The sequence below is a fragment of the Microcoleus sp. S13_B4 genome (assembly GCF_036700885.1).
Lineage (GTDB): Bacteria > Cyanobacteriota > Cyanobacteriia > Cyanobacteriales > Microcoleaceae > Microcoleus.
Window position 1 is genome coordinate 93,955 of the sequence record NZ_JAUBPU010000008.1, and the last position, 24,403, is coordinate 118,357.

Consider the following 24,403-nt stretch of genomic DNA (forward strand, 5'->3'; position numbering starts at 1 on the left):
CCCACCAGTTATACCTGAAATATCAAAAACCAAAACTTAAATGTTGATAGGAACCACATTATGTTCACCGAAGAAAGAAGCCTGAACAATGAAACTATGGCTCTCGTCGCCGATACTACTGCTCAATCAACTCTTGCATTTGCTGAAACCACTGGAGTAAACAAACCCACTTTACAAATCGGTTCAACAGGTCAAGCTGTCAAGGAACTACAACAGCTTCTATATCATTGGGCATATTATTTCGGCCCGATTGACGGTATTTTCGGCGTCCAAGTTCAAAACGCTGTCAAAGGCTATCAACACCGCGTCTTTTTAAAAGAAGATGGGATTGTCGGCCCTATAACTTGGGAAGCACTATACTCTGGTGCACCTGTGAATATGCCGATCGTCATGAAGGGCAGTTCTGGTAATGCTGTTAAAATTGTTCAGAATGTCTTGAAAATCAATGGATACTATTTCGGCTCCATTGACGGATTCTTCGGGGCGATGACAGATGTAGCAGTGCGACAATTGCAACTGAGCAAGGCTTTACCGCAAGATGGAATTGTCGGCTACAGAACTTGGCACGCCCTCAGCAAGTTACCCCACTAATGACTGCTTAGATTCCTAGGAATTACGCTCTAACTATAAATGTAGGGTGCGCACCGCGCACCTTACTTACCCGATCGTAGGGCGCGCACGGAGTATTTAAGCGCTTAACAGTTATTCCACATTGAGCACTCTAACAAACCAACTGCATCAAAACTCAATTCTATTTATTTAGCCAAGGCATTTGTCCTATGACAACCACACCTCTATATGTTCCACAGCCCAACGGAGATTTGTGTCAAAGCGCTTGTATTGCTATGGCTTTAGGTACAAGCGATGTTTGGGGAATTCGCTCTGACTTAGAAGCGATTGTTGCGAGTCAAGGAGCTGAGCAGACTGGTGATCCTTATGTAATGGGTGAGTACCTTACATCTCGGGTTTCATCTTATAAGTTTCTTGTTGATGGCTCCTTAAATGATGCCAAAGAAGCCCTCAACAATGGCTGCATTGTGATTACTCACGGATGGTTCACTCGTCTCGGTCACATCATTCTACTGTTTGGATCTGAGCCTGATATGCGCACGATGTCCTACCGTTTTATGCTTCACGATCCGAATGGAGAGTACGATTTTCCCAGTGGTGTACATGACACATCTACATCGGGCGCAAATATGCGTTATTCAAGCTACGGTGTATATGCTACCTGTGTCGCGTCACTGGACTACGACCATGCTCGTGCTATATACAGCGAAAAGAGGTTAGATTCAAATCTTCAGAACGCTTGGTTGCATATTATTAAAAACTAAATAACTTTTAGTTTGTAGGGTGCGCACCGCGCACCTTTGTGTTTCGTTTGTAGTGAGGACTGAAGTCTTCATAAAAATCATTTGAGATTTTAGATTTTAGATAGCATCCCCCTGGCGAGGGTCGCGCTGCCGCTGGACTCAGAAAATTATTATTCCGATACTTACCTAAAAAGACTTACGCATCGGGGGCTTCTTCCCGGTTTCTACGAAAGATTCCAGGTTTAGTAACGATAAATCTAGAAATCAACCGGGTTTTTAAGCCAAGCGAGCGCAAGCCCCGAACTAGCCTTTGATGAACTTTTCTAATTTGTGAGCCATCTTCTCGACAATTCCCTCTGAAGTATCTGCAGCCGATGATTCAGCTTCAATACGCTTGACCACATCCTCTGAAAGATTCAGCAACTGCACTAATTTTTGATAAGCTGCGGCTTCTTCAGCGTTAATTTTTGGTTCATCTGGAGTACGAGAACTAGAGGAAATCACTTCATAGCCGAGTTGCAGGACCAATTCCTTTTCATCTTGAGTTTCTAGTTGACCGATCAACTCATCAAGGGGAATATTTTGCATGATGTAATCCCGCAGTTCTTGTTGCATTTGTTGTCCGTCGGTATCTGGGGCAAACAAACGACAAAAGCGATCGAGCATTAAATTAACTTCTTCGGTGGCGAGTTGGCCGTCAGCCCAGGCCATAGAAGCAACAATTCTCAGCAGATTCATCTGGCGGGGCGTAATTGATGGAGGAGGTGGGGTTTGCATAATCAAAATTGGTTATTGGGAATTGGGAATTGGGAATTGGGAATTGGGAATTGGGAATTGGGGATTGAGGCTGATTCCTTCTTGTCTTTTATTTCCCTTTCCCCTTCATTTATGTCACAATTTCGATAAAGGAACTCCCAGCCATCCAGTAAAGTTTTGTTTCTGAATAGCCGTGGGCTGTTCCACCGGCACGATCGAGTAACGCGTCGGTCGCGGCGGGGCGAGAGTAACACGACGAGTCCGCAGTTCATCTTGGTGAAAAACTGTCACCTCTATTGTGTCCCCCGGCTGATAATCTTTTAGTCTCTCGCCCGCTTGTTCTGAATTTACCCGAAAACCTTCGATCGCTAGCAACTCGTCCCCAGCGTCAATTCCCGCCAATTGTGCCGGAGAGCCTATTTCGACAAATTTAACCATTTCCCGCCCGTTTTCCGTTCCCAACGTCCAACCAGTGCGAGGCGTTTGGTCACTTTTATCTACCCAAATTTGCAGCCCGAAAGGTTCCAGATATTGGTTGTAAGGCAGCTCTTCTGTGCCGTCTATATAGCGCGCAAAAAAGTCGCTCAAATCGATGCCGGCGACTGACTCGATCGTACTTTGCAACTGTTCGGGAGTAAAGCCTATTTCTGCTGGCAGCGACTGAGCATTTAACTCTCCGTTTGAGGTTAAATGCGCCAATTGGCCGTCTGTTTCCGACTTCAGGTCTAAATCGCCGTTTTCAGCCGAATTAGCATTGCCAAACTGCTGCCACATCAAACGCATCACATCGTCGAGCGATCGCTCGTTGCCGTGTCTGGCTCGAATCAACAAATCGAGCAAAAACGAAACAACTTCCCCTTTCAAATAATAGGAAATCTGCGAGTTGTCGCTGTTAGAATCCCTGCGATAAAGTTTAATCCAAGCATCCCAGCTTGACTCACTGACAGGCTGTACGCTCCGTCCTGGAGTCGTCTGCAAGCGAGTGATTTCCTTACCCATACATTGGAAATAACTTTTCACGCTGTAGAGACCAGCTCGAAAAGGAATCACCAAATCGTAATAACTGGTCGTACCTTCAGAGAACCATAAAGAAGGAGTGTAGTTCTCTTGTTCGTAGTCAAATACTTCCAGAGCTTTCGGTCGAATGCGCTTGACATTCCAGAGGTGAAAAAACTCGTGAGCCACCAATTGAATAAAACGTTCGTACTTTTCCTTAGCCCTAAAATTAAAACGCGGATAGTTGAGAGTGCAGCTCTCCTTGTGTTCCAAACCGCCAAAACCTGAGCTGGACAAATGCAGAAAAAAGACATAGCGTTCGTAAGGCAAACCGCCAAACATTTTGGCTTCAACCTCAATGACTTTTTGAATGTCTTGAATCGCCCGCTCTGGTTCTAAATTGCCTTTTCCCCAAACAACTAGCTGGTGGGGTTTTCCCATCACTTCAAAATCGTATACTTCGTGACAGCCAATCTCAAAAGGACTATCGACAAGGGTATCAAAATCCGCAGCAGCGAAAGTAAGATTTTGGCCAGAAACAGGCGGCAAAGCAGTAACGGTGTGCCATTCCGGCTGCGGCGGCACAACTGTCACGGTGTAACAGTTGCGCTCAAAACCGGGCAAGAAAAAGCACAAAGCCGCCGGATTGAAATAACCGTGAGTCGAGTCTAAATGATTGGTTCGCACTGTCAGTTCGTTGGCAAAAATGCGGTAGCGAACTGTGACATCTGACACCGAATCGGTCTCAATTTGCCAGTGATTTTTGCTGAGCTTGCGCCAAGGTAAAGCACGCGCGGCGTAGCTATCCCGTAGGGAATCGCCCGCCTGGGAGCTAAAATCTTGCAAGTGGCGGGCGTACTCTCGAACCAAGTATGAACCGGGAGTCCAGACAGGCATTTTTAAATCCAGAACCGGCTTCGACCAACCTTGCACGCGCAAAGTTACTTCAAACAGGTGGGATTCCGGATTGGGCATCGCCACCGAATATTGAATTGTCGGTGCTGTTAGTTGCCCCTGACGGTTGCCCGCAGCCGACGAGGTATCCACAGAAGTAACATCAGTCATTGACTTGCCAAATTAATCAAGTGCTTGAGGTTGATCAAATGGATAGTTTGGCGGTCTGGATCGATTTTGATCCAACCTTTACTATCGAGTTTTTCCATAATTTTGCTGGCTTCATCTAGGGTGATATCTGTGACATCAGCTAAGTCTTCATAAGGAATATTGAAGATCTCTTTGCCCTCAGCAGTTTTCTGACCGTAGTTTTCTGCCAGCTCGACTAAAGTATTTGCTAGTTTAACCGCTGGCTGGCGGTTTCGGAGTTGATAGCGGAGATTGGTTTGGCGCAGTCGCCGCACCATCAGTTGCAACATCCGGTGGTGCAATTGCGGGTCTTTAAACAGGGTTTGGATAAATCGCTGAGCTGTGACGCTCAGCAGTCGCACGGGCGATAGAGCAAGTACGTCATTTGATCGGGGAGATTCGTCAAGAATGGCCATTTCGCCGAAGAAGGCACCCCGTCCTAAAATAGCCATTGATACAGCTCGATCGTCTGACAAGCGCCGGACTTTTACCCAGCCAGACACGACAAAGTAAATCGCGTTGCCCCAAGAATCCTCCATCACCACAGCTCGGCCCGGGGGATACTCATGCTTGACGGCATTTGATAGCAGCCCTCCCAAGGTTTCTGGGTTAGCACCCTTAAATAGAGGAAATAGCTCACTGAAAGCTTCTGTCTTCATGCAAACTCGCGGAGGTGGGAAATATGATTAGGCGACACCCAACAGCTAGGGAACGATCGATGTTTGGGAACACAAACAATCCGTTGCTCCTTTAATTGATGATAAGGGTGCAGAGGCCCGGTTCACGTAAAATTGGCAGATTCTTTAATCTTAAACAGGTTTACAAGCCTGCCACTGCCTGTTGAACTTTGCCCAACAGAGGTTCTATGTATTCCGGCCAGCCGATCGCGATTGACTGCGTGTGGGCCAGAGTGTCGGGCTCGATCACATCTTTAGTCCACCTCAGCGGTTGACCTTGCAAGTCGCAACAAACCAATCCGGCTGCTTTTGCTAAAGCCAGAGGGCCGGCGGTATCCCACACTTTTACTCTGCCGTTGAGATACAGGTACAAACCAGCTCGACCGAAGATAACTTCCATCACTTTTAGGCCAAAGCTGCCCAGCGAGTAAAATTCTGCTCCGGGGATGCTTTGGGCGATCGCCCGGGCGTAGTTTTTTTGGTCTTTGTCTCCGAGAATAATTTTACAATTTTCCGCTGTCGGGGCCGGGGGTTTGCACAGCGCGATCGGCTGCGGCGTTTGGGTTCCGACTGTTTGGAACAATCCCCAATCTTTGCCACCAAAATACATTTGGTCAAAAGCCTGGGCGTAGATCCAACCGGCCACCGGTTCCCCCTCAAGCAGCAGCCCCACCATCGAAGCGTAGTGCAGTTTTCCCCGAATAAATTCTTCTGTCCCGTCGAGGGGATCGATGCACCAGAGGCGCTGGTAATTAGCCCCGTAAGCTGCTCTGGAGGCGGCATTTTCCTCGGTGATCCTGCCGTCTTCAGGAAACAAAGCGCTAAATGCTGCCGATAGTTGTCGGTCTAGGTATTGATCGATACTCGTCACGTAGTCGTTGGGCCCTTTCTCGGAAACTTCAAAAGGTTGGGCTGCGAGCTTGTAAGCTTCTTGACCGCACTCGCGCATGGTGTAGCGAATTTTTTGGTCTTGCTCTGGAGAAATATACATGAGGTTAAACATAAATGCTTTAGCTAACTTCAGCATAAAAGCTTAAGTCCTTGGAATCGATCGGCGCGTGTCACTGTTTTTGACTCGTACAGGATTTGCGCCCGGGTGTCGAGAAACCCGGTTTCCTAAGCATCAGTCGCGTTGGGATACAAGCCCAAGACAGGATGGGTGGAACTCACAAAAATTTAGACATTCGGGAGAACCCCCCAGATTAATCTTTAGAGTAAAATCTAAAATCTAAAATCGACTGACCGATCGCACTAGCACTTTCAACAGTAGAGGATAGAATCTCTGAAGTTAGATAATTTGTGCCAGCACCAGCATAAATAAGGAGAATAATTTGAAATACCATTTGGCATTAGGTCGAAAAATAGACCTAGATGGAATAGAGCGCGATGCCCAACTCGGCAAATGCCCCCGCCACGTCCTGCGCGCCCTCAGAGAGCGCTTAAATGCCACCGTCCACGCCCCGGATGGCGAAGCAATATCGTTGAGTGACAAACTGCGAGCGAAAATTTCTTCTAAACCCGAACATTGGGCCGCCGCCCGCAAATTGTCCGAGCAAGTCAGCAGCGACGACGTGATATTTTGTACCGGCGAGGACATTGGCATCCCAGTGGCGGCGGTGTGCGGTGAATTGTCCCAGCGCCCGAAAATTGTTGTATATTTCCACAATATCGATCGGCTGCGCGGCCGCGTCGCCCTGAAACTATTCGGTTTGGCTGACAAAATTGACGTGTTCATGGCCTGCGCCAGCCCTCAAACAAACTTCCTCCGTAGCTATTTAGGTATACCTGAATCGCGCATCTTAGTGCTTCTAGAACAGACAGACACCCAGTTTTTCACACCGGGTCCAGTTTCGGGGGAAAAAAAGCGGCAAACAGTTGTTAGCGTCGGATTAGAAAAGCGTGACTACCGAGTTTTAGCAGCAGCAACTGCTGACTTAGATGTTGACGTAAAAATTAGCGGCTTTTCTAAAGATGCCAAAGCTTTATCGCAAGCTTTCCCCGATACTATGCCAGAAAATATGTCCCGCAAATTCTACGAATGGCCGGATTTAGTGCAGCTTTACCGGGATGCAGACGTAGTTGCAGTTTGTTTGGCAGACAATAAATATGCTGCTGGAGTGCAGGGTTTAGTCGAAGCAATGGCCTGCAAGCGACCGGTCGTCATTACTCGGACTCAAGGTATCGTCGATTATTTAACGGGCCCGGATATTGCCAAAGTGGTAGATGTGGGAGATGCACCAGGTTTGCGCGAGGCGATCGTCCATTTGCTAAAAAATCCTCAAGAAGCTGAATCTCAAGCGCAGCGGGGCTACGAAATGGTTGTGAACCAGCACAGCAGCGAACGTTATATCGATGTTTTAGTCGAGAAATTGCGATCGCTTTAATAAAACTATAGGGTGTGCATTGCCCACCATAAATCATGTCCAAAGGATGCACAATGCACATCTTACTGCTATACATAAAATGTCAAAGTATTTGTTATCTAAGCCCCCTTTAAAAAGTAATAATTTATGAAGTTTAATTACGAATTAAATCTCCCAGGAATTACGGCACAAATACTAGAAAAGATTGCATTTCCAAGCTCGCCTATCCTCAAATTATCTGCGTTTATCTGTGTGTAGCTGTCTTACATCTGCGGTTTCTGGATCGAAGACTTGTGCAAGAGGTCTAGTAAACAAACGGGGTTTTAAAACATAATCGAAAGCCTTAAGGAAGTATTTTCCTCCATCAAATCCGGCTTATGCGTCCAGGAATGTCTCACTCAAAACTTAAAACTATTAAGACTCCCGTCCACTCGCCCACTTATCCCGCCATTTCACAGTTCCTTCCGAAACTAAAACCCAGCGGCGACAAACCAGATTTTCTCGCAGCGGCGACAGTCCTTCCCGTAGCAGCGCATACTTATAAGAAATCAACTTCCCCGCACTTTCATTAAAAGGAATTTCCCCAAACCAAGTATTAGTATTTATATACTCCAACGGGTAACCCTTACTAATATCCCAATTCCCCAATTCAGGACAATCTCCAATCACCACAATTCTTTCACCAGGCTGAGTTCTAACGCTGTTAAGCTGCGCCCGCACAATAGTTTTCGCCTTAACTCGCTCTCCGACGCGACTAAAAATCATTACTTCCCGCGCACCCAACTCTAAGTTGTACAGCATTCCATCTTTAACTTCAAACTTACGGCGCGATAAAACCTCCGTATGCTCTCCATCAGGCAGCTCAGTATCCACCTCTTTAATTGTAACATAATTGCCACGATTCATCGCTACAAACACCACGGAATCGCGATAGCGGCGCACGTAACAATAAACATCAGCAGTTAGATATTTTGGCCACTGACTCCCCATCGAAATAGCTGGATTCAGTCGCCTCAATCCAGACAGCAACCGTACATCTCGGTAAATCGGGGAATCAGTATCCCACTTTTCCATCATGGGGCGGTTGTAAGGGTCATTTCCCCCTTCAGTATCATCGTGCAGATACTGTTCGGTGCCGTAATAAATGCAAGGAATGCCGCGAGTCGTCATCATTAAACATATCGCCAACCTGAGCATTTTTGGATCGGGATTCAACGACTGAAACCTGGGCATATCGTGGTTGTCAATAAAAGTAATCAACTCCGTCGCCCCGTAGTAGCGGTGATCCAAATTCAGTACATCTTGGACTAACTGAAATCCCGCGCCAGCGCCCTTCCCCAATACTTCTCGAATTGCCACGCACAAACCAAAATCTAAAATAGTCATCCCCGACTCGTTGACAAATTCCACAGAACGATCGTTTCGAGGATCGCTGTAAATCCATTCGCCAAAAATGAAAACATCAGGTCTGTGTGTTAAAATGTCAGCATTAAATTCCTGCCAAAACCAAATAGGCATATGCTTAACTGTATCCACCCGCAAAGCATCAACGCCTCTGTCGAGCCATTGTTTAATTGCTGACTTAATGTAATTCCGGTAGGCAATATTGTTTTCGTTGAAAGTTGCTAAACCCGAGAGTTCGCAATTTTGGACTTGCCATTCATCTTCCCAGTTTGTGACTTCGCCGTAGTGGTGATACCAGTTATCTTCATCGTCGTTAAAGTCAGCTATTTTTACGCCGTCATCGTAGAGTTCCCCTTTTTTTCCGCTAAAATCTGGGTTGCTGTGATTGCAGACAATATCGAGTACGATTTTCATGTTTCGCTGGTGCAACTCGTGTACTAATTTGTCAAATACGGTATCTTGAGTTTCTTGTGTTTGGTTGATAGAAGGATTATCGTTTTTGGCAATAAAGCGGGGATTGAGTCGCTTGAAATCTTTAGTCCAGTAGCCGTGAATCGCCGCTTGTTCGACAAATAATGCTTCTACTTGCTCGAACAGTGGCGTCAGCCAAACTGCGGTAACACCCATATCTTTTAAGTAGTCGAGTTTGTCAATAACTCCTTGCAAGTCGCCGCCCCAATATCTGCCCCAATCTTTGCCTTCTGGATCGTAAAGTTCTGGGTTTGGGCCTTCGTTATTTGTGGGGTCGCCGTCGCAAAAGCGATCGACTACAATGAAATAAATTGTTTCTTGTCGGAATTCAATGTCTCGGGTGTAGAGGAATTCTAAATCTAGTTCGCTTTCTGGCTTAACTTCTTGTACCAGAGACTCAATTTTTTCTTCTTGTTCGCTAACTTCGTATTGAGAGGAAGTTTGATTGGGAGTGACTGATGTCATGAGATGTATTTTTTTATATTGTAAGATTGGTCAGTTATTCGGAGCTAGAGTCGGAGATAGCTTTCCCCTCTGACTGACTTTTACAGCATCATACGGAATTTACTGGTTTAATGAAATCTTCCTTTAGACGGAGGGCAGACTCATCCTTGAGCATTAAGTTGATGAGTGTTAATATTTAGGATAATTCTCAATCAAAGAGGCAGAGCATCAAAAACCTACCCTACCAGGCTGAGGCTCGTAACGATAAAAGGTAGAGTAATTGTGCGATCGCACTTTTTCCCTTCCTTTCATTCCTCCCGCAAGTTTTGGATATCTTCAACGCTCAAACCCGTAGTTTGACTGATGGTTTGAGTGTCAAGAACATTGAGAAGTTACCTAGCGATTTCTACAGCTTTTTCTCTCATTCCTAGCCCGAGTCCTTCTTCTCTGCCTTCTTCTCGCCCTTGTGCGAGTCCTTCTTCAATTCCCTTTCGCAAGATTCCCTGCTGATCCAGAATATACCTTTCGCGTGCTTCTAAATCTGCCAACTCTTCTGCATTCAAGTTAGTTTCATTAGCAATCGCAAAGGCTTTCCGAGACTGTTTCCATTGTTTGCGGTATCACTTCCAAACTGGGAGCATTTTTCATAAAATAAACCCACTTGTCAGTCAAAGTTTCTAATTCATCCAATTGTTTATTGAATTTGGGCAACTCGATAAAGATGAGTTCTATCTCTGGATCGACATAATCAAATAAACGCTTTTTTTCCTTAAACACAAAGTGAGAAATGACTTCTCGGCCATTGAGAAAAAGTAGCTTGTTAAATTTTTTTTTATAGTTATTGTTTTGGCTGCTACCGTTTGATGTTATTTTTGACTTAAGCGCCACGATGGATACCCGCCCCTATTTACAGGCATCGACTGGTATTATGAACGATTATGGCTTTAATTAGCGATCGAACAACTAGCAGGTTCGCGCACCCCGTACACAATTCACATCAACGGGCAATCGAGGTATGACACCCCTCAATCAGCAGTACGGCGTTACATCTTCCCCCTATACGTCAGTCAAATACGAGAGCAATCGAAAACGCAACCCCACTAATTCCTCATACACAGGATTAAGGTTGCATATAGGCGGTATGTGGAAAAGATGGTGTCCCCATAGCTGGATATCTCTCTCACAAGAACCCCGTAGGGGTATAAGTTGGCACAACCACCGAGGTACTTGCGGATCTCCCACGGCAATGTTATCAAGCCACTGTCGCACGGGTTCGACGAGGCGATCGCGAAAAGTTAAGTCTTGGTACTGATTTTCTGGGAAAATACTTGTAGTCAAGTTCATGATTGATCTCAGTAATCATTACTAACAAAAACTTATGAATCACCCGACTTAATCCTCAACGAAACCTGCTGTCGCTCCGGTGACGTGAATAAGTTTTATCCGTGACACTCGCCGCCCCCAAATGTGATGGGAAGAGCTAGCATTTGTGATTTAAAATTCGCAAAACCGTGAGGCAGATCACCGCCGCTGTTCCCTACAGAATCTATACTTAGATAGATGGCAATAAAATAAGACAGAATAACTTGCACCCCTCCCTCGCAGCTCCCCTCTCCCATCATTTGCGATATACGACTCTGTATACTTACTAATATAAGGTTTCAGGCAATGATTAAACAAAAACATAAATATGCCGACCTTGCTCAACTCCCCCACACAGATACCGTGCTCCAAAAACTCCCTGTAGAAGTTAAAGATTGGGCTCAAAGCTTGCCTTGGAACCAACGGCGCTATGTCTTGTCCCTCTGCTACATATTGTGTGCATCTACTCCCGACTTGCAAGCCGAATTTTTAGATAATTATACAGCCGACGGTTTAGTCTCAAAAATGTTTGAAGATGTAGATACTCTACACCGAGTCAAAGAGTATTTAATCAGGTTCCGAGTCAAAAAACAATTAAACGAGTCAGATTTAAGAAGCTACATCAAACAATTTTATATCCACTCAGCTCAACAATCGCGCCTAGAAACAGACCAATATTTAGAATCTGCACTCCGCTTCGTCTTGAGTACAGAAGAACGTAATAATGTTTTTAACTACATTTTGGGCTTTGAATTTATTAAAATTGTGTTTCAAATGAGCTGGTTGCAACACGAAAGATTAGCGAGACTGCAAAAAAATCAGTCCCAGTTTATTGAAACCTATATCAAGCCGATTCAACACGCACACAGAATTAATGGCATAATTCTACCGAAAGATGAGAGGATATTTTTTGCCAGACGCACCTATTACGTTCAACTACCTAACATTCCCTACAGAAGGCTCATTGAGTTAGTCATGGCAACTTTTACTACAGAAATGGTGAGTAATTGCGGATTTTCTATCAGCCGCCACTCTCAAGCTCTGCGTTTTGACTGCGATTACATTTATGATCCAGAACCAGAAGAAGAAAGATTTCCTACTGACTTGCAATTTATTCATTGACTTTAGGTAGTAATTTGTACCATAAGTTGCTTTTTTCTCTTTACTTTTAGTTGGGCGTTGGGTACAGGAGAGTTTTTGAAACATGGGACTTGTAGTCGGTAAGTTGAAACCGAATTTTTCAGGCGGATTTGATATAAAATAGGAGGGCTGTATCAATTAACCTTCCGCTTGCATTTCTTCAATGTCAAACCAGCTAACTATCACTCCCGCTAGCGGAATCGCCAGAAATATACCTAAAAGTCCTGCGGCTCTAGCCCCGACTAACAATGCAAAAAATACGACCACCGGATTTAGGTTAAGCGAATTTTGCATGAGTCTCGGATGAATAAAGTTGTCTTGAATTTGCTGCAAAACAATGCAAGTTGCCAATACTTTTAAAGTTAGCCACACACTTTGAGACAATACAATAAAACAAACTAAGCTAATTCCCAGGGTCGCTCCAATCCCCGGAACTAAATCAAACAATCCGATAATAAAGGCTAAAATTAAGGGAAATTTCACATTTAACAGCAAAAAAATTAAAAAAGTTGCTGTTGTCAAAAATAACATTAACAGGATTTGTGCCTGAAAAAATCCTAAAAAGTTTTTCTCTATTGTTACACTTAAACGCCTGTGCAGGTGTAGAGGTATAAATTTGAGAACCAGCAGCCACAGCCTCTCTCCATCAAGTAACATGAAAGAAGCCACTACCATAATTAATATTAAATTCAATAAATTGGTTAAAAATACTTGTAAAAAAGCAATACTCGAAACAACTCCAGCTAAAACTTGATTTCGCAGTTGTTCCTCAATAACTCGGAGGTTAACTAGCAGGTTTCTCGCCCGCAGGAATGCTTCGAGGCGCTCGGACAGAGGCGCCAGAGCATTCACAAATTCAGTCATGCTGTCAATTAATTGCTGTCCTTGAGATAAAAGAGTGACGCCTACGGTGACGGTGAGACCGCCCAAAACTAAAAGGGTGAGCAAGACAACAAACGCGACAGCTAAACTTCGCGGTAAAAATCTCTGGAGAGTTCGCACCGGATAGTTGAGCAAAAAAGCTACGAGTGCAGCAATGGTGAAAACCGCGACTGCTGTTTCAAAGTAAGCTAAAAGTTGCAGTCCAGCCCAACCAGAAGCAAATAAAAGCAAAAATCGGACTAAGGCTAAATTGCTTAGCATATTCCAAAAATTGGGAGGGGTTCTTTCTTGCTCTTTCACAGGGATTTTTAGGGGTTAATAATAGCTCAAAAATATTGCAGAGTCCTCTTTTAGAATCGCACCCAAGATATATCTGCGGCTATCCCCCTCAAGGCAGAAAACAGATGTCGAACTGAGGCAGGAGTGGGTTCTATTCACCATAAGTTCGATCGTCACGAATGCCCAATGAAACACGCCCGCGATCGAACAAACAACATTTGTGGGGCTAAAACCGCCTCGGAAACTATTTGCGAGGGAAGTATCTGTCGTGGCAGGCCCTCAACTAACACACAAACGCTCAAACTTGCTGGCGCCGAAAAACCCGGTTTCAGTGCCAGTCGCGAAAAATTTCAACTCTGCCTCTTGGAAGATAGTATGAACAGGTCAATTTTTGGGATACTAGAAACTAGCACTCAACTTAGCTGAGGAACAAACGTGCTGCTATCAAAAGGCTTTGAAGTAGAAATGTATACCGGCACTCCCGAAGGTGAGGTTGTCGGTCTCTCCGATCGCATAGTTGCCGATCTAGAGGGATTTGTGCGGGAGCCTGATAGCCGCAATGTGGAGTACACGACCGCCCCGCTGTGCAGCTACGATCGCCTGCTGTGCGCCTTAGTCAAGCCGCGAGTCCGGCTGCGGGAGTATCTCAAAGAATTGGGCGACTATACCTTGCTGCCGGGAAGTACCCTGTCTCTCGGAGGGAGCGATCGATTTTACAGATCCGATCCCAACAACCCCTACCACACCTACATCGAGCAAACCTACGGCACCAAAGTCGTCACCGCCAGCATTCACATCAACATCGGCATCTCCCAGCCAGAAATGCTGATGCGCGCCATCCGCCTCGCCCGCGTCGAAGCACCGCTATACCTTGCCTTGAGCGCCTCTTCCCCCTTCCTCGACGGCGAAGTCACGGGCTATCATTCCACTCGGTGGGGTTTGTTTCCCAAAACTCCCGCCATCGTCCCTCTGTTTGAAAGTCACAGGCATTACATTCAGTGGACTGAAGAACAGCTAGAACTCGGTACTATGCAAAACGTCCGTCATTTGTGGTCGGCAGTGCGACCCAATGGCGATCGCCGCCCATACTGTCTCAACCGCCTCGAACTGAGAATTTGCGACCTCGAAGTCAATCCTCTGGCTTTGTTAGCCATCACTGCCTTACTAGAAGCTCGCATCTGGCAGATGATGGAAGACCCCAGCTTAGACCCCTTAGAACTCAGCACCTTGCCGGCGGCCACCCGCAACCAAGACTTAGTTGCTCTCACAGATGCCAACGAAATTGCTGCATCCCGGCAAAGTTTGGATGCCGAACTTACCCACTGGCAAGACGGCAGAACTATTCTGGCGCGAGATTGGATTGAGGAAATTTACCGCGAAGTGTGGCCTATAGCCAAAAAACGTGGTTTTAGTTGCTTTCTCTCGCCACTCAAAAAGATTCTCCGGGAAGGCAACACGGCCCAGCAGTGGTTGAAGCTACACGAGGGCGGTTCGGACACCCGCAGTATTATTCTGCAAGGGATTCAGGGGATGGCTCACCAAGAATGGGAGCTAGAAGACAACTTGTGCGCCCAGTTAGTTGCCTGAAGTCCCCGCCGTTATTATAAGGGGGGCTTTCACTAGCCCCCTGGCTATGCGTACTCAGCCAATACAAATAGCCCAAACCTCCTGAGAAAAAGTTGCAGAGCGACTATCAAAAACAAATCAGAATATTTAATCAATGGAGCTGGACAAAGGTTATAAATAAAAGCTATAAGGTATATCTACCTTTGGGTAGTTTTATAAATTTCCCCATGGCTGTATTTTTCGCTTTTAATTAGCTTCATGCCCCAACTTGTCTTGATTCACCCGCAAATCCCCCCGAATACTGGCAATATCGCCCGCACTTGCGCTGCCACAGGCACGGAACTGCATTTAGTAGGCCCGCTGGGGTTTGAAATTAGCGATCGCTACCTGAAACGGGCAGGCTTAGATTACTGGCCCTACGTCAACCTCCACTGCCACGAAGACTTAGCGGCTTTTGGGGCCTATCGGGAGCAGCGCGGGGGACGAACGATCGGATTCAGCACTGGCGGGCGATGCAATTACGCGCAATTCCAATTTCAGCCCAGCGACTGGCTGATGTTTGGCTCGGAAACTGTAGGCATTCCCCAATTCGTCTTAGATGCCTGCGACGCCACAGTTTTTATTCCTATGAGCCAGCCTGGAGTCAGGAGTTTGAACCTCTCCGTCAGCGCCGCTGTAGGTTTATTTGAGGCTAAACGACAGTTGGGCGAGCTGGGATAAATCATTATCAACACATAAATATATAGATATTTAATAGCTGCCGGAGGTTGCCAAATCTCATTTTTAATATAAGAAATTTGTATCAAAGGGGTGAAAATCTAGATAGCCGAGATTAATATATTTTATTCATTCAAAAACCGATTGTTATCCGCAACACCAAATTACTCGCAAGATGATTCAGCAACAAAAACAAAGGATTTTAGCGATTTAGGGCGTCAGCGAGCACCAGCTTGGGTCTGAACACTATATCTAGTAAATATACGGTTGTAGGCTGTCCGGAAATTAGCATAAAGTCAGATAATAGGTAAGAGTTCAGAGCCTTACCGGAACGAAGATTTTATATATTCGTTCCAGCTATTGCGGTGTAAGGCTTGTGGGATTAATTGGAGCAGGTTTGACCGAGAATTTTAAAATTTATGACGGTTTGAGCTTGTCTAAATTTAAAAAGCAAGGTAATCTGGCCTAAGCATGATAGCTTTCAACAATCAGAATATTTTTGCTTGTTGATTTAAATTCAGCGTCATGCGATCCCCTTGAGTGTTTCCAAGGACAGTTAGCGCTTCTCAGTAGGAGGTCGTTTTTTTGAAACGAACATATCCCCAAATCAAGCCTGTTCAGGCTAGTGAAATCGACAGAGACGGTTCTGCGGAACCGTCCAAACAGACAACGCTCAGCACAGGCAGAGTTCGCTCTCTCGCCACGATCGGGCTGGCAATATCCGTAGGTGCTTCTGGCATCCTGCTACCAAGAAATGGAGACAGCGCTCGCGCGTCTGAACTCGCACCGACATCTGAATCCACCGCTGAAGTACAGCCATTCTCGGCCAACGGGCCCGCTACCTCCGCACAAGTTGACGGTTCCACGGCCCAACAGCCCGGATCACCTTCTGACCCAGTGACGGTTAAGGTGCAGCAGGGGCAAAGCCTTTGGGAGCTGTCTCGGGATTATGAAGTTGAACCGTTGGCACTAGCAACTGCCAACGACATCAAACCCGATACCCAACTCCAAGTTGGTCAAGAACTGACAATTCCTATGGCTCCGGGAGCCGCGCCACAACAGAACGCCGCCGATACCGCTGTGGCTTCGCGAGACCGCGCAGCGGCGGTCAATCCCGAAGAAAAGTTAAATCTGGCTGGCTCCGAGCCGTTGGATAGTGCTGCCCTGACAGCGCAGCCATCAACCGCAGCGACCCCGCTGGTCACGACGGTACCGGAACAAAGTTCGATCGACATCCCGAACGCAGACGGGGCGATCGACAGTTTGAAAAAACAGGAAAACCGCACCACAGAAGCTGGTCGGGCCCTGTTAGGGTATGAAGGGGGAGCAAATTTATCTACACCTGCGGCATCTTTGCCGGAGTCAGCAACGACGCTGACATCCCCCGGCTCTGCAACTGGGACAACTATCCCAGACCTCGGTGCCACACCTGTAATTTCTAATGCCGGGGTCGGTCAAGCAGCATCGCCCGATCGAGCATTCGAGTCAATTGAACAGTCTTTGGCAACACCCAGTTTGCCCCCGGCTGTGGTAGTCCCCCCTGCGGGAAGTACCGCCGCGCCGGCTGAGGTTCTCTACAGCGTGCGTCCTGGAGATACGGTAGATGCGATCGCCAAAGGTCACGGCGTATCGCCCAACGATCTGATCTCCGTCAACAAGCTCGGCAACCCCAACTTGCTGAATGTCAATCAACGGCTAAAAATTCCCCAAGTTGGGTTGAAAAATCCAGGGGTGCAGGCGGCAGCCTCTTATTCTGCCTCCAACTCTACATCTGTCTGGGCGGCGAGTTCGGTTCCCGCATCTTTGAACCCCAGCTCGTCTACCTCGGAAATAGCCGGTGCTGGCGTTGCAGCACCCGCGCCCACAGTGCCTGTTGTCTCTCCCCTGGAGAACGTGGAAGGTCTGAACAATATTTCAGCGCCCATGGTTCCCCAAATTAACAGCATTCCGCTGACTCAAGTTTCTCAAACCATTAGCGATCCACGGAAGCTGGATCTTCAAGGCGAATCAACATTTACAGGTGCAGTTGACACCAGTGCCCTGCCGGGGCAAGCCAGTGCAACTGCTACGGGAGCATACCCGCAGCAGATCAGCTTCGTGGCAAATACTAGCGCTCAGGGTTCAAATGCCGCTCCAACTAGCGCTTTACCTGAGTCGAATTCGGAGGCTCTCCCCACCGCAGAAGCTCTCAACCCTTATTCCGAACGCTTGAGGGCAGAAGTGGTCAGGCTGCGAGAGGAATATCGTGCCTCGCGCAATTCGATCGGCGCCAATGCGGTGTCCCTGACTCCAACTGACGGGTCCTCGGTCAACCCGTCTGAGGATAGGCCAAGTGTCAATCCATATCTCTACACCCCCGACTATACGGAGGCGGTGCAGAATGAAATCAGCAGACCGCCATCGAGAGCCTGGTCTGAGCAGGTTCAGAAGCAGCAGCAAGAGCGTTTAGACCCCGCTCGCGCAGCGGAACTACAACCGATAAACCTGACGCCGACCTCTGCTCAGCAGGGGCCTGTGGTAGCCACTGCTCCTTTGGGAGCAGACGGTTACGATCCCCTAAGCAACCCGTCTTTGGGACGCATGGTTTCTCCGGAACTGCCTCCGCTTTCTAACCCTGATACTTATCTGCCTAACGGCAAAAAACAGTCGGCTAACGGGTTTATTTGGCCGTCTAAGGGCGTTCTTACTTCTGGCTACGGATGGCGGTGGGGACGGATGCACAAAGGAATTGATATAGCAGGGCCGATCGGCACGCCAGTTGTGGCAGCATCAGACGGGGTGGTTACCTATGCTGAGTGGAACGATGGTGGCTACGGCAATCTGGTGGAAATCACCCATGCAGACGGCACTGAGACTATCTATGCCCACAACAGCCGAATTTTGGTGCAAAAGGGTCAGAAAGTCGCTCAAGGCGAACAAATTTCCGAAATGGGCAGCACGGGCTTCAGTACCGGGCCGCACTTGCACTTTGAAATTCATCCCGCCGGGCAGGGTGCTATCAATCCTATGGCTTTTCTGCCAGACGATGCGTCCAGCGCTTCTCGGTAACGACTGGTCGGAAGTTATGGGTTTTGAATGATTACCAAAACTCATAACTTTTACTGGAAGTCATTAGAAAGAGTGTTGTTTAAAAACAAGACATAGCTAGCCCTACCGTGCTACGATAGTAAATCGTGAAGTAGATTTGGCTCAGTGGCGCAGTGGTTAGCGCAGGGGACTCATAAGCCCAAGGTCGCAGGTTCAAATCCCGCCTGAGCCATTATTTAATCAAAAAAGCTGCGCTCTCAAATTTGAGAGCGTCTTTTTTTGATTGGTCGAGAAGATACTTGTAGTCGTTATGAGTATGATATATTTGTAACAGTTCGTAAAAAAGGAAACAAAATTTATGACCAGTGAATGCCTCCGGGTTGGTCAAGCTGCACCCGATTTCGCAGCTACAGCCGTAGTGGATCAGGAATTCAAGACAGTTAAACTGTCAGACTATAAAGGCAAAAAGTATGTAGTCCTGTTCTTCTACCCCTTGGACTTCACCTTTGTGTGCCCGACTGAGATTACAGCATTTAGCGATCGCTTCGAGGACTTCAAGAAAATCGATACCGAAATCCTCGGCGTATCCGTTGACAGCGAATTCTCTCACCTCGCTTGGATACAAACAGACCGCAAATTAGGCGGTGTCGGCGACCTCAACTATCCTTTAGTTGCTGACCTCAAAAAAACAATTAGTTCAGACTACAACGTCCTCGACCCAGAAGCAGGCGTTGCCCTCAGAGGTCTGTTCATCATCGACAAAGAAGGCATCATCCAACACTCTACTATCAACAATCTTGCCTTCGGCCGCAACGTGGATGAAACTCTCCGTACTCTGCAAGCTATCCAACACGTCCAGTCTCACCCCGATGAAGTTTGTCCCGCTGGCTGGCAGCCCGGTGACAAAACCATGACTCCCGATCCTGTCAAGTCTAAGGTATTCTTTGCTGCGGTTTAAGCAGATTATATTTGTAGGGACACGGCAGTGTCGTGCCCCTACCCGCAGGGGCATTCATTGAACCCGATTTTTAATTAGCAATTAGCACTTACCCAATTAGGAAATATGCTGACTTCTACTAATTTTAGCGGCTTGTTAAATCAGCGGTTTTTCCAAAATTTATTGCCTGTTCCGGCGACTAATGTTCTGAACCTGGGGCTGATGACGCCAGATTTTGAATTGCCGGATATTAATAATGGCAAATTGGTGCGGCTGTCGAATTATCGCGGGGATAAGCCGGTAATTCTGGCTTTTACGCGGATTTTTACGGAAAAGCAATATTGCCCTTTCTGTTTTCCTCACATTAAAGCTTTGAATGAAAACTGGGAAAAATTTGCGGATCGCAATATAGAATTATTGATGGTTGCCAGTACCGACGATCGCCAAAGCCAAATTGTGGTTAGAGATTTAGGCTTGAAAATGCCTCTGCTTTCTGATCCAGGCTGTCAAGTTTTTCGGGCTTATCAAGTCGGTCAGGCTTTAGGTGCTCCTTTGCCGGCTCAGTTTGTTTTGGGTGCAGATGGAAAACTCCTCTTCAAACATTTGTTTTCTTTCATAGACCACAATGCTAGTGTAGACACTTTGCTGCAATATGTCGATCGGTAAGGAAACCGCTGCTGTGTCCTAATTGGGAGTTTTTCACCGCTGATGTACGCTGGTTTAGGCCCATCAGCGGGATTTTTTCCTCGGTTGACACTGGCTGCGACAGATCTTTAGTTATAAATACTTATTGTGCCAATTGCGATGGCGGAATGTTGCCATGTTCGATCAACATTAATCTAGGCTATAGCTTGAAGGTACTTAGTACAAGTTTAAGCCGATGTCGTCTCCCAAAGATCGATCGAGCAAAATTGAATTGAGCGTCTTAGCGTCCCATCCTGAGTTGTTGACAGGTTTAGAAGCCTGGCTGCGGCTGGGCTTGCTTTCGCCTGCGGAGGTTGAGCAATTGTGCCGACAGTATTTAGTCTGCCCGCTTCCCGATCGCGCTGTAGACCTTTCTGAAATTGACGGCCCGCGAACTCCTATTAACGAGCCAAAAATACCTGCCTTATCAACGCCTCAAGCCTTACCTAGCAGCAGAGAAAGCGTTGCTAGGCCCACAGAAACTACTCAAACCCCTAATTTTATCGCTCAAATTTTGCACTCATTAATGGCAGAAATTAGCGTGGTGTGGCTGTTGTTTTTAGGAGTGTTCATGGTAGTTGTCTCCTCTGGAGTCTTAGCGGCCAGTCAGTGGGAAAGATTTCCGGCCGCCGGACAATATGGAGTTTTGTTAGCTTATACTTTAACTTTTTGGGCGATTAGCAGTTGGGCAAACAGACAGCATAATTTGCACTTGACTGCTAAAACTTTGCAAGAAGTGACGCTGTTGCTAGTGCCGATCAATTTTTGGGCAATGGATACTTTTGGATTGTGGCGGTATCCTTGGGATTGGGCCGTAGCAATCACAGCGGCACTTATTTTGACTTGGATAACTGCCCGGATTATAAAAGATCAATATCAAAGCTTTTCAGGAAAAAACATCACTCGCTCGATCGCCCTAAATCACTTGGGATTGAGTTTTTTGCACTGGGGGTGGGCATTTGCAGGCTTTTCCCTTACTGCGGTTTATGTGGGTACAGTGGGAACTGCTGCTACTACAGTTTATCAAGTTCAGCAACAACGATTGCAATCTATCCAACGTGGGGGAAATACTGAAACATTCCCCGCTGCTTTCAGTTTGAGCAGAGATTTTTTGACTTACAAAAAAGCGGCTTTAGTAGCTTACTCGTTAGGAATTTTACTGGGTCGAGCGATATTTGTCAAGGATGTAAATATCGCTGAAATGGGTTTAGCTTTGGCGATTTGTGGTGTGCTTTTAGCATGGCTAGATTGGCAGCAACCCCGGCTATCTGGGACTATTGAAAACAATATATCCGACCAGCCAAATCCCAGCAACTTTTTTTACTGGCAATTAGCGGGAGGGGGTTTGTTGGGTTTGGGGTACCTGGTTTGTTTTCGGGACCTTCCGCTACAGGCGATCGCACTTAGCGGATTGGCTGTTTGGTTTTTTTATAACCGTTTAGTGCGGTTTTGGCAAAAGTTTGATTTGCTAATGCTTGAGGCCGTGGGACTTCAGAGTATTTGGCTGTTTTGGCGAGTGCTTCCTTTAGGGATTAAAACACAATTTGTTGCATTTTTAACTCAGCTTACAAACTCTCAGAACACTCCTTGGGCTTTTTGGGGTGTTCTGCTGTTGCCTTATTTAATTTTAATGGTAAGTGTGGCGCAGTGGCTCTACCGCAAGCGAAAGTTTCAACTTGCCCGTTTTGGCGAAAACCTTGCTCTCGGTTTGGGGATTGTTTTAACTGTTATTAGTTTAGTCAATCCGTTTTGGCGATCGCTCAATTTATTGGTATCTACTTTAATTTTAGGTTGGATCACTTGGAAATACGTAATTACCGATAATTCCCGGCGAGTTTCGAGGCCGGCTTCTGCGGCTGAACAACAGGGAAATCCGGCAATTTTGGTTCCCATAACTCACATTATGGGTTTAGGCGCGCTCGCTTCGGCAATTGACTTATTTTTTCCCAACCAACCACCCAATATTGGCTCGGCCATATTATTGATTTTTATGGCGGCTGAGTGGATATTTTTTGTCTGGATGAAAGCGGCTAATTTCCGCGAAAATTCTGCCTTTTTTCGCTGGCATCCTGCATGGTTCCAAAGTTCCTGGTATCTGGGCTTAGTATTAGCAGGATTCACCTTTATATTGTTGCAAAATTATTTAATTGCGGGTACTGCCACTCATCGCCCTCAGTGGAGTTTGGTCTGGCTGGCGACTCCTTTGGCTTTGACTGCTGTTGCTAAATATACTGAGGTTCCTCACAAACGAGTTGCCAGTACCTTTAGTGCGCTATCCTTAATATTCGCACAATTTCTAATTTTTACTTTTCCGGGATATCGGTTAATTGGTTTTGGCTTGGCAGCCGGATTAATGTTGGTCAATACTTACTACTTAGTAGAGCTACCAGCGGCTGTGATTGGAGTGGGGTTTGGCTTGAGTTTCGTAGCGGCGGCGATCGAGCAATTAGGTTTTGTGTCGGGTTGGGATTGGGGAATTGCCGGGGCGATCGCTCTTTTGTCTCTGTGGTTGCTTCGCAGCATAATAGTTAGTTTTTCCCGGGGTTTACCTGAGCCTTCTCAATTAGGTGAAATTTACGATCGAGCTTTAGATGGGTGGGCAATCTTACTGGCAAGCTTGCTGTTAACAACTATTACTTTTTATTCCTATGAACTCTACGCCGCCAGTAGCTTGAGTTTCCCGCCTTCTGCTGAAGCTTTGGCGGCGATTTTGGTGATAATGGCTGCGATTATTTTCCGAAGTTTACGCCAACTTTCCCCTCTGGCAATTTATGCCTGGGCGTGGAGTTTGGAGTTGTTGACAGCAGTGGGTTTGAGTTTTGTCGATCGCACTACGATTAATTTGGCAGTTGCTAATATCGCTCTCGGATTGTTTACTCAATTATTGGGTGATGTGTGGCGGCGGCGCCACCCCGATCCAACAATTTTACCTAGCATCCATTTTATACCTTTAGTTTACGGGGTATTGGGTTTGATTTTCCGATCGCACACTTTTGCGAATTGGACTGGTTTAACTGTGTTGGGTGCGTCTTTAATTGCGATCGGCATTGGCAGACGGGAGCAAGAATTCAAACCTCTGGTTTATTTAGGATTAATTGGCGTGTCGGTTGCTGCTTACGAATCGCTACTCTATCAACTTTTTCAAACACCAGGAGGAGTTTTTGGCGACGGCTTAATTGTCCTGGCCACTCTCGGCACAACTTTAACCTATATCTATCGCATTTTATCTCCTTGGCTGAGCAATTATTTACATTTAACCAATGCTGAACTAAAAATATTTACTCACCTGCACTGGGTTTTGAGCAGTTCGCTCCTGATTTGGGCTTCGGCAAATGATATTAAATCCGGCCTCAATTTAGGATTAGTCACTGGTGCTTTATTAATTCAATACGCTTTCTTGCAAGGGCGCAATAATGTCGATCGCCAATGGGCAGAAATTTGGATTTACTTGGGTTGGCTAGAAGCTTTTGCAATCCGGCTTTACTGGATCAATACGCCTTTAGTTAAGTATATTTCCGGGCCCCTGGGACCTTGGAAAGTTGCCCTCGCTTCTCTATTTGCCTATTTTATTTACATTTTGCCTTGGGACAACTGGGGTTGGTCAAAAAAACCTTGGCAGGTAATTGCTTCGCTGATTCCAATAGTTACTATTTTGGAAAGTCCGGCTAAGTTTTATCCGATTAGCTTGCTGATAGCTGCCGCCTTCTATGTTTTCCTAGCTTGGGAAAGGCAGGAAGTCCGTTTTACCTATGTGAGTGTGGCGATAATTGACTGGATATTGCTGCGGTGGTTCTGGCAAATAGGATTGACTCCGCCAGAGTTTTATGTTACTCCTTTAGGACTTTCTTTACTTTACATTACTCAGTTCGATCGCACTCTGAAATTACCAGCAGAAAAACCGCTGCGCCACAATCTGCGGATGCTCGCAACGGCGCTGATTTGCGGGATACCTCTTTTTACTCAGCAAAGCCACGGTTTAGTTGCGGGAGCTTTTAGTTTAGTGGCTATTGCAGCGGGTTTGGCACTGCGAATTCGGGCATTTTTGTTGGTGGGAACGGCTGTATTTTTAATCAATGTTTTCTATCAGTTGGTGGTTCTGATCTTCGATTATCCGCTGATAAAATGGGCGATTGGTTTGGCTTTTGGGATTGTGTTTATCTGGATTGCTGCTACTTTTGAAACTCGGCGCGATCGCATTTCTGCTTTGGTACAGCATTGGGTTGTGCAATTGCAATCATGGGATTAGATTCATCGATTGTAAGGCTGGCAAGGCCTGCCCTACTGAAGCACTACTGTTCGATG

The 24,403-nt window shown here is 46.4% G+C and carries 19 protein-coding genes and 1 tRNA gene; 11 read left to right on the plus strand and 9 right to left on the minus strand.

The features are described from left to right. The first annotated feature begins 60 nt into the window (after nt 1–60). On the plus strand, nt 61–591 hold the full coding sequence (locus QT994_RS07420; protein ID WP_333173026.1) for a peptidoglycan-binding protein: 531 nt from the start codon (nt 61–63) through the stop codon (nt 589–591). A 188-nt stretch (nt 592–779) separates the two neighbouring features. Then, a complete protein-coding gene (locus tag QT994_RS07425; RefSeq protein WP_333045997.1) occupies nt 780–1,334 on the plus strand; it encodes a hypothetical protein in 555 nt (184 codons plus the stop codon). Between the two features lie 282 nt (nt 1,335–1,616). On the opposite strand, the gene QT994_RS07430 is transcribed toward QT994_RS07425, so the two are convergent. The 4 genes from QT994_RS07430 to QT994_RS07445 form a co-directional block, all read right to left on the minus strand. Continuing rightward, nucleotides 1,617–2,090: a TerB family tellurite resistance protein gene (locus QT994_RS07430; protein WP_333045995.1), complete on the minus strand. Its 474-nt coding sequence runs from the start codon at nt 2,088–2,090 to the stop codon at nt 1,617–1,619. A 114-nt stretch (nt 2,091–2,204) separates the two neighbouring features. After that, on the minus strand, nt 2,205–4,130 hold the full coding sequence (locus QT994_RS07435) for a M61 family metallopeptidase (protein WP_333173028.1): 1,926 nt from the start codon (nt 4,128–4,130) through the stop codon (nt 2,205–2,207). Continuing rightward, nucleotides 4,127–4,807 (minus strand): Crp/Fnr family transcriptional regulator, encoded by a 681-nt coding sequence (locus tag QT994_RS07440; protein ID WP_333173031.1) that lies wholly within the window; start codon nt 4,805–4,807, stop codon nt 4,127–4,129. Before QT994_RS07440 ends, QT994_RS07435 begins: the two co-directional genes overlap by 4 nt. Nucleotides 4,808–4,967: 160 nt before the next feature. After that, complete coding sequence (locus QT994_RS07445; RefSeq protein ID WP_333173034.1) at nt 4,968–5,852, minus strand: inositol monophosphatase family protein; 885 nt, start codon at nt 5,850–5,852, stop codon at nt 4,968–4,970. 304 nt (nt 5,853–6,156) lie between these two features. Between QT994_RS07445 and QT994_RS07450 the strand changes: the two genes are divergently transcribed. Continuing rightward, nucleotides 6,157–7,209 (plus strand): glycosyltransferase family 4 protein, encoded by a 1,053-nt coding sequence (locus tag QT994_RS07450; protein ID WP_333173037.1) that lies wholly within the window; start codon nt 6,157–6,159, stop codon nt 7,207–7,209. Between the two features lie 393 nt (nt 7,210–7,602). Here QT994_RS07450 and QT994_RS07455 read toward each other — a convergent pair whose 3' ends face one another. The 4 genes from QT994_RS07455 to QT994_RS07470 form a co-directional block, all read right to left on the minus strand. After that, nucleotides 7,603–9,528: an alpha-amylase family glycosyl hydrolase gene (locus QT994_RS07455; protein WP_333173040.1), complete on the minus strand. Its 1,926-nt coding sequence runs from the start codon at nt 9,526–9,528 to the stop codon at nt 7,603–7,605. A gap of 371 nt (nt 9,529–9,899) precedes the next feature. Further along, nucleotides 9,900–10,070: a hypothetical protein gene (locus QT994_RS07460; RefSeq protein ID WP_333173042.1), complete on the minus strand. Its 171-nt coding sequence runs from the start codon at nt 10,068–10,070 to the stop codon at nt 9,900–9,902. Nucleotides 10,071–10,080: 10 nt separating this feature from the next. Then, nucleotides 10,081–10,395 carry a PD-(D/E)XK nuclease family transposase gene (locus QT994_RS07465; RefSeq protein WP_333173044.1) on the minus strand — a complete coding sequence of 105 codons (315 nt, stop codon included), beginning with the start codon at nt 10,393–10,395 and terminating at the stop codon, nt 10,081–10,083. Nucleotides 10,396–10,563: 168 nt separating this feature from the next. After that, a complete protein-coding gene (locus QT994_RS07470; protein WP_333173045.1) occupies nt 10,564–10,851 on the minus strand; it encodes a Mo-dependent nitrogenase C-terminal domain-containing protein in 288 nt (95 codons plus the stop codon). 324 nt (nt 10,852–11,175) lie between these two features. Between QT994_RS07470 and QT994_RS07475 the strand changes: the two genes are divergently transcribed. Next, nucleotides 11,176–11,991 (plus strand): cobyrinic acid a,c-diamide synthase, encoded by an 816-nt coding sequence (locus QT994_RS07475; RefSeq protein ID WP_333173047.1) that lies wholly within the window; start codon nt 11,176–11,178, stop codon nt 11,989–11,991. A gap of 156 nt (nt 11,992–12,147) precedes the next feature. Here the strand turns inward: QT994_RS07475 and QT994_RS07480 are convergent, their stop codons facing one another. Then, entirely contained in the window at nt 12,148–13,191 is a 1,044-nt protein-coding gene (locus QT994_RS07480) for an AI-2E family transporter (RefSeq protein ID WP_333045975.1), read from the minus strand. 414 nt (nt 13,192–13,605) lie between these two features. Here QT994_RS07480 and gshA point away from each other — a divergent pair, with 414 nt between their 5' ends. The 7 genes from gshA (at nt 13,606) to QT994_RS07515 (ending at nt 24,347) form a co-directional block, all read left to right on the plus strand. Then, on the plus strand, nt 13,606–14,757 hold the full coding sequence (gene gshA, locus QT994_RS07485; protein ID WP_333045973.1) for a glutamate--cysteine ligase: 1,152 nt from the start codon (nt 13,606–13,608) through the stop codon (nt 14,755–14,757). A 237-nt stretch (nt 14,758–14,994) separates the two neighbouring features. Next, nucleotides 14,995–15,456, plus strand: a complete 462-nt coding sequence (locus QT994_RS07490; RefSeq protein ID WP_333173050.1) for a tRNA (cytidine(34)-2'-O)-methyltransferase — start codon at nt 14,995–14,997, stop codon at nt 15,454–15,456. A 582-nt stretch (nt 15,457–16,038) separates the two neighbouring features. Then, complete coding sequence (locus QT994_RS07495) at nt 16,039–18,501, plus strand: peptidoglycan DD-metalloendopeptidase family protein (RefSeq protein WP_333173053.1); 2,463 nt, start codon at nt 16,039–16,041, stop codon at nt 18,499–18,501. A 138-nt stretch (nt 18,502–18,639) separates the two neighbouring features. After that, nucleotides 18,640–18,712, plus strand: a tRNA-Met gene (locus tag QT994_RS07500). Nucleotides 18,713–18,838: 126 nt separating this feature from the next. Continuing rightward, entirely contained in the window at nt 18,839–19,438 is a 600-nt protein-coding gene (locus QT994_RS07505; RefSeq protein WP_006631731.1) for a peroxiredoxin, read from the plus strand. Between the two features lie 105 nt (nt 19,439–19,543). Continuing rightward, a complete protein-coding gene (locus QT994_RS07510; RefSeq protein ID WP_333045968.1) occupies nt 19,544–20,083 on the plus strand; it encodes a redoxin domain-containing protein in 540 nt (179 codons plus the stop codon). Between the two features lie 214 nt (nt 20,084–20,297). Then, complete coding sequence (locus QT994_RS07515) at nt 20,298–24,347, plus strand: hypothetical protein (protein WP_333173056.1); 4,050 nt, start codon at nt 20,298–20,300, stop codon at nt 24,345–24,347. Nucleotides 24,348–24,403 lie beyond the last annotated feature (56 nt).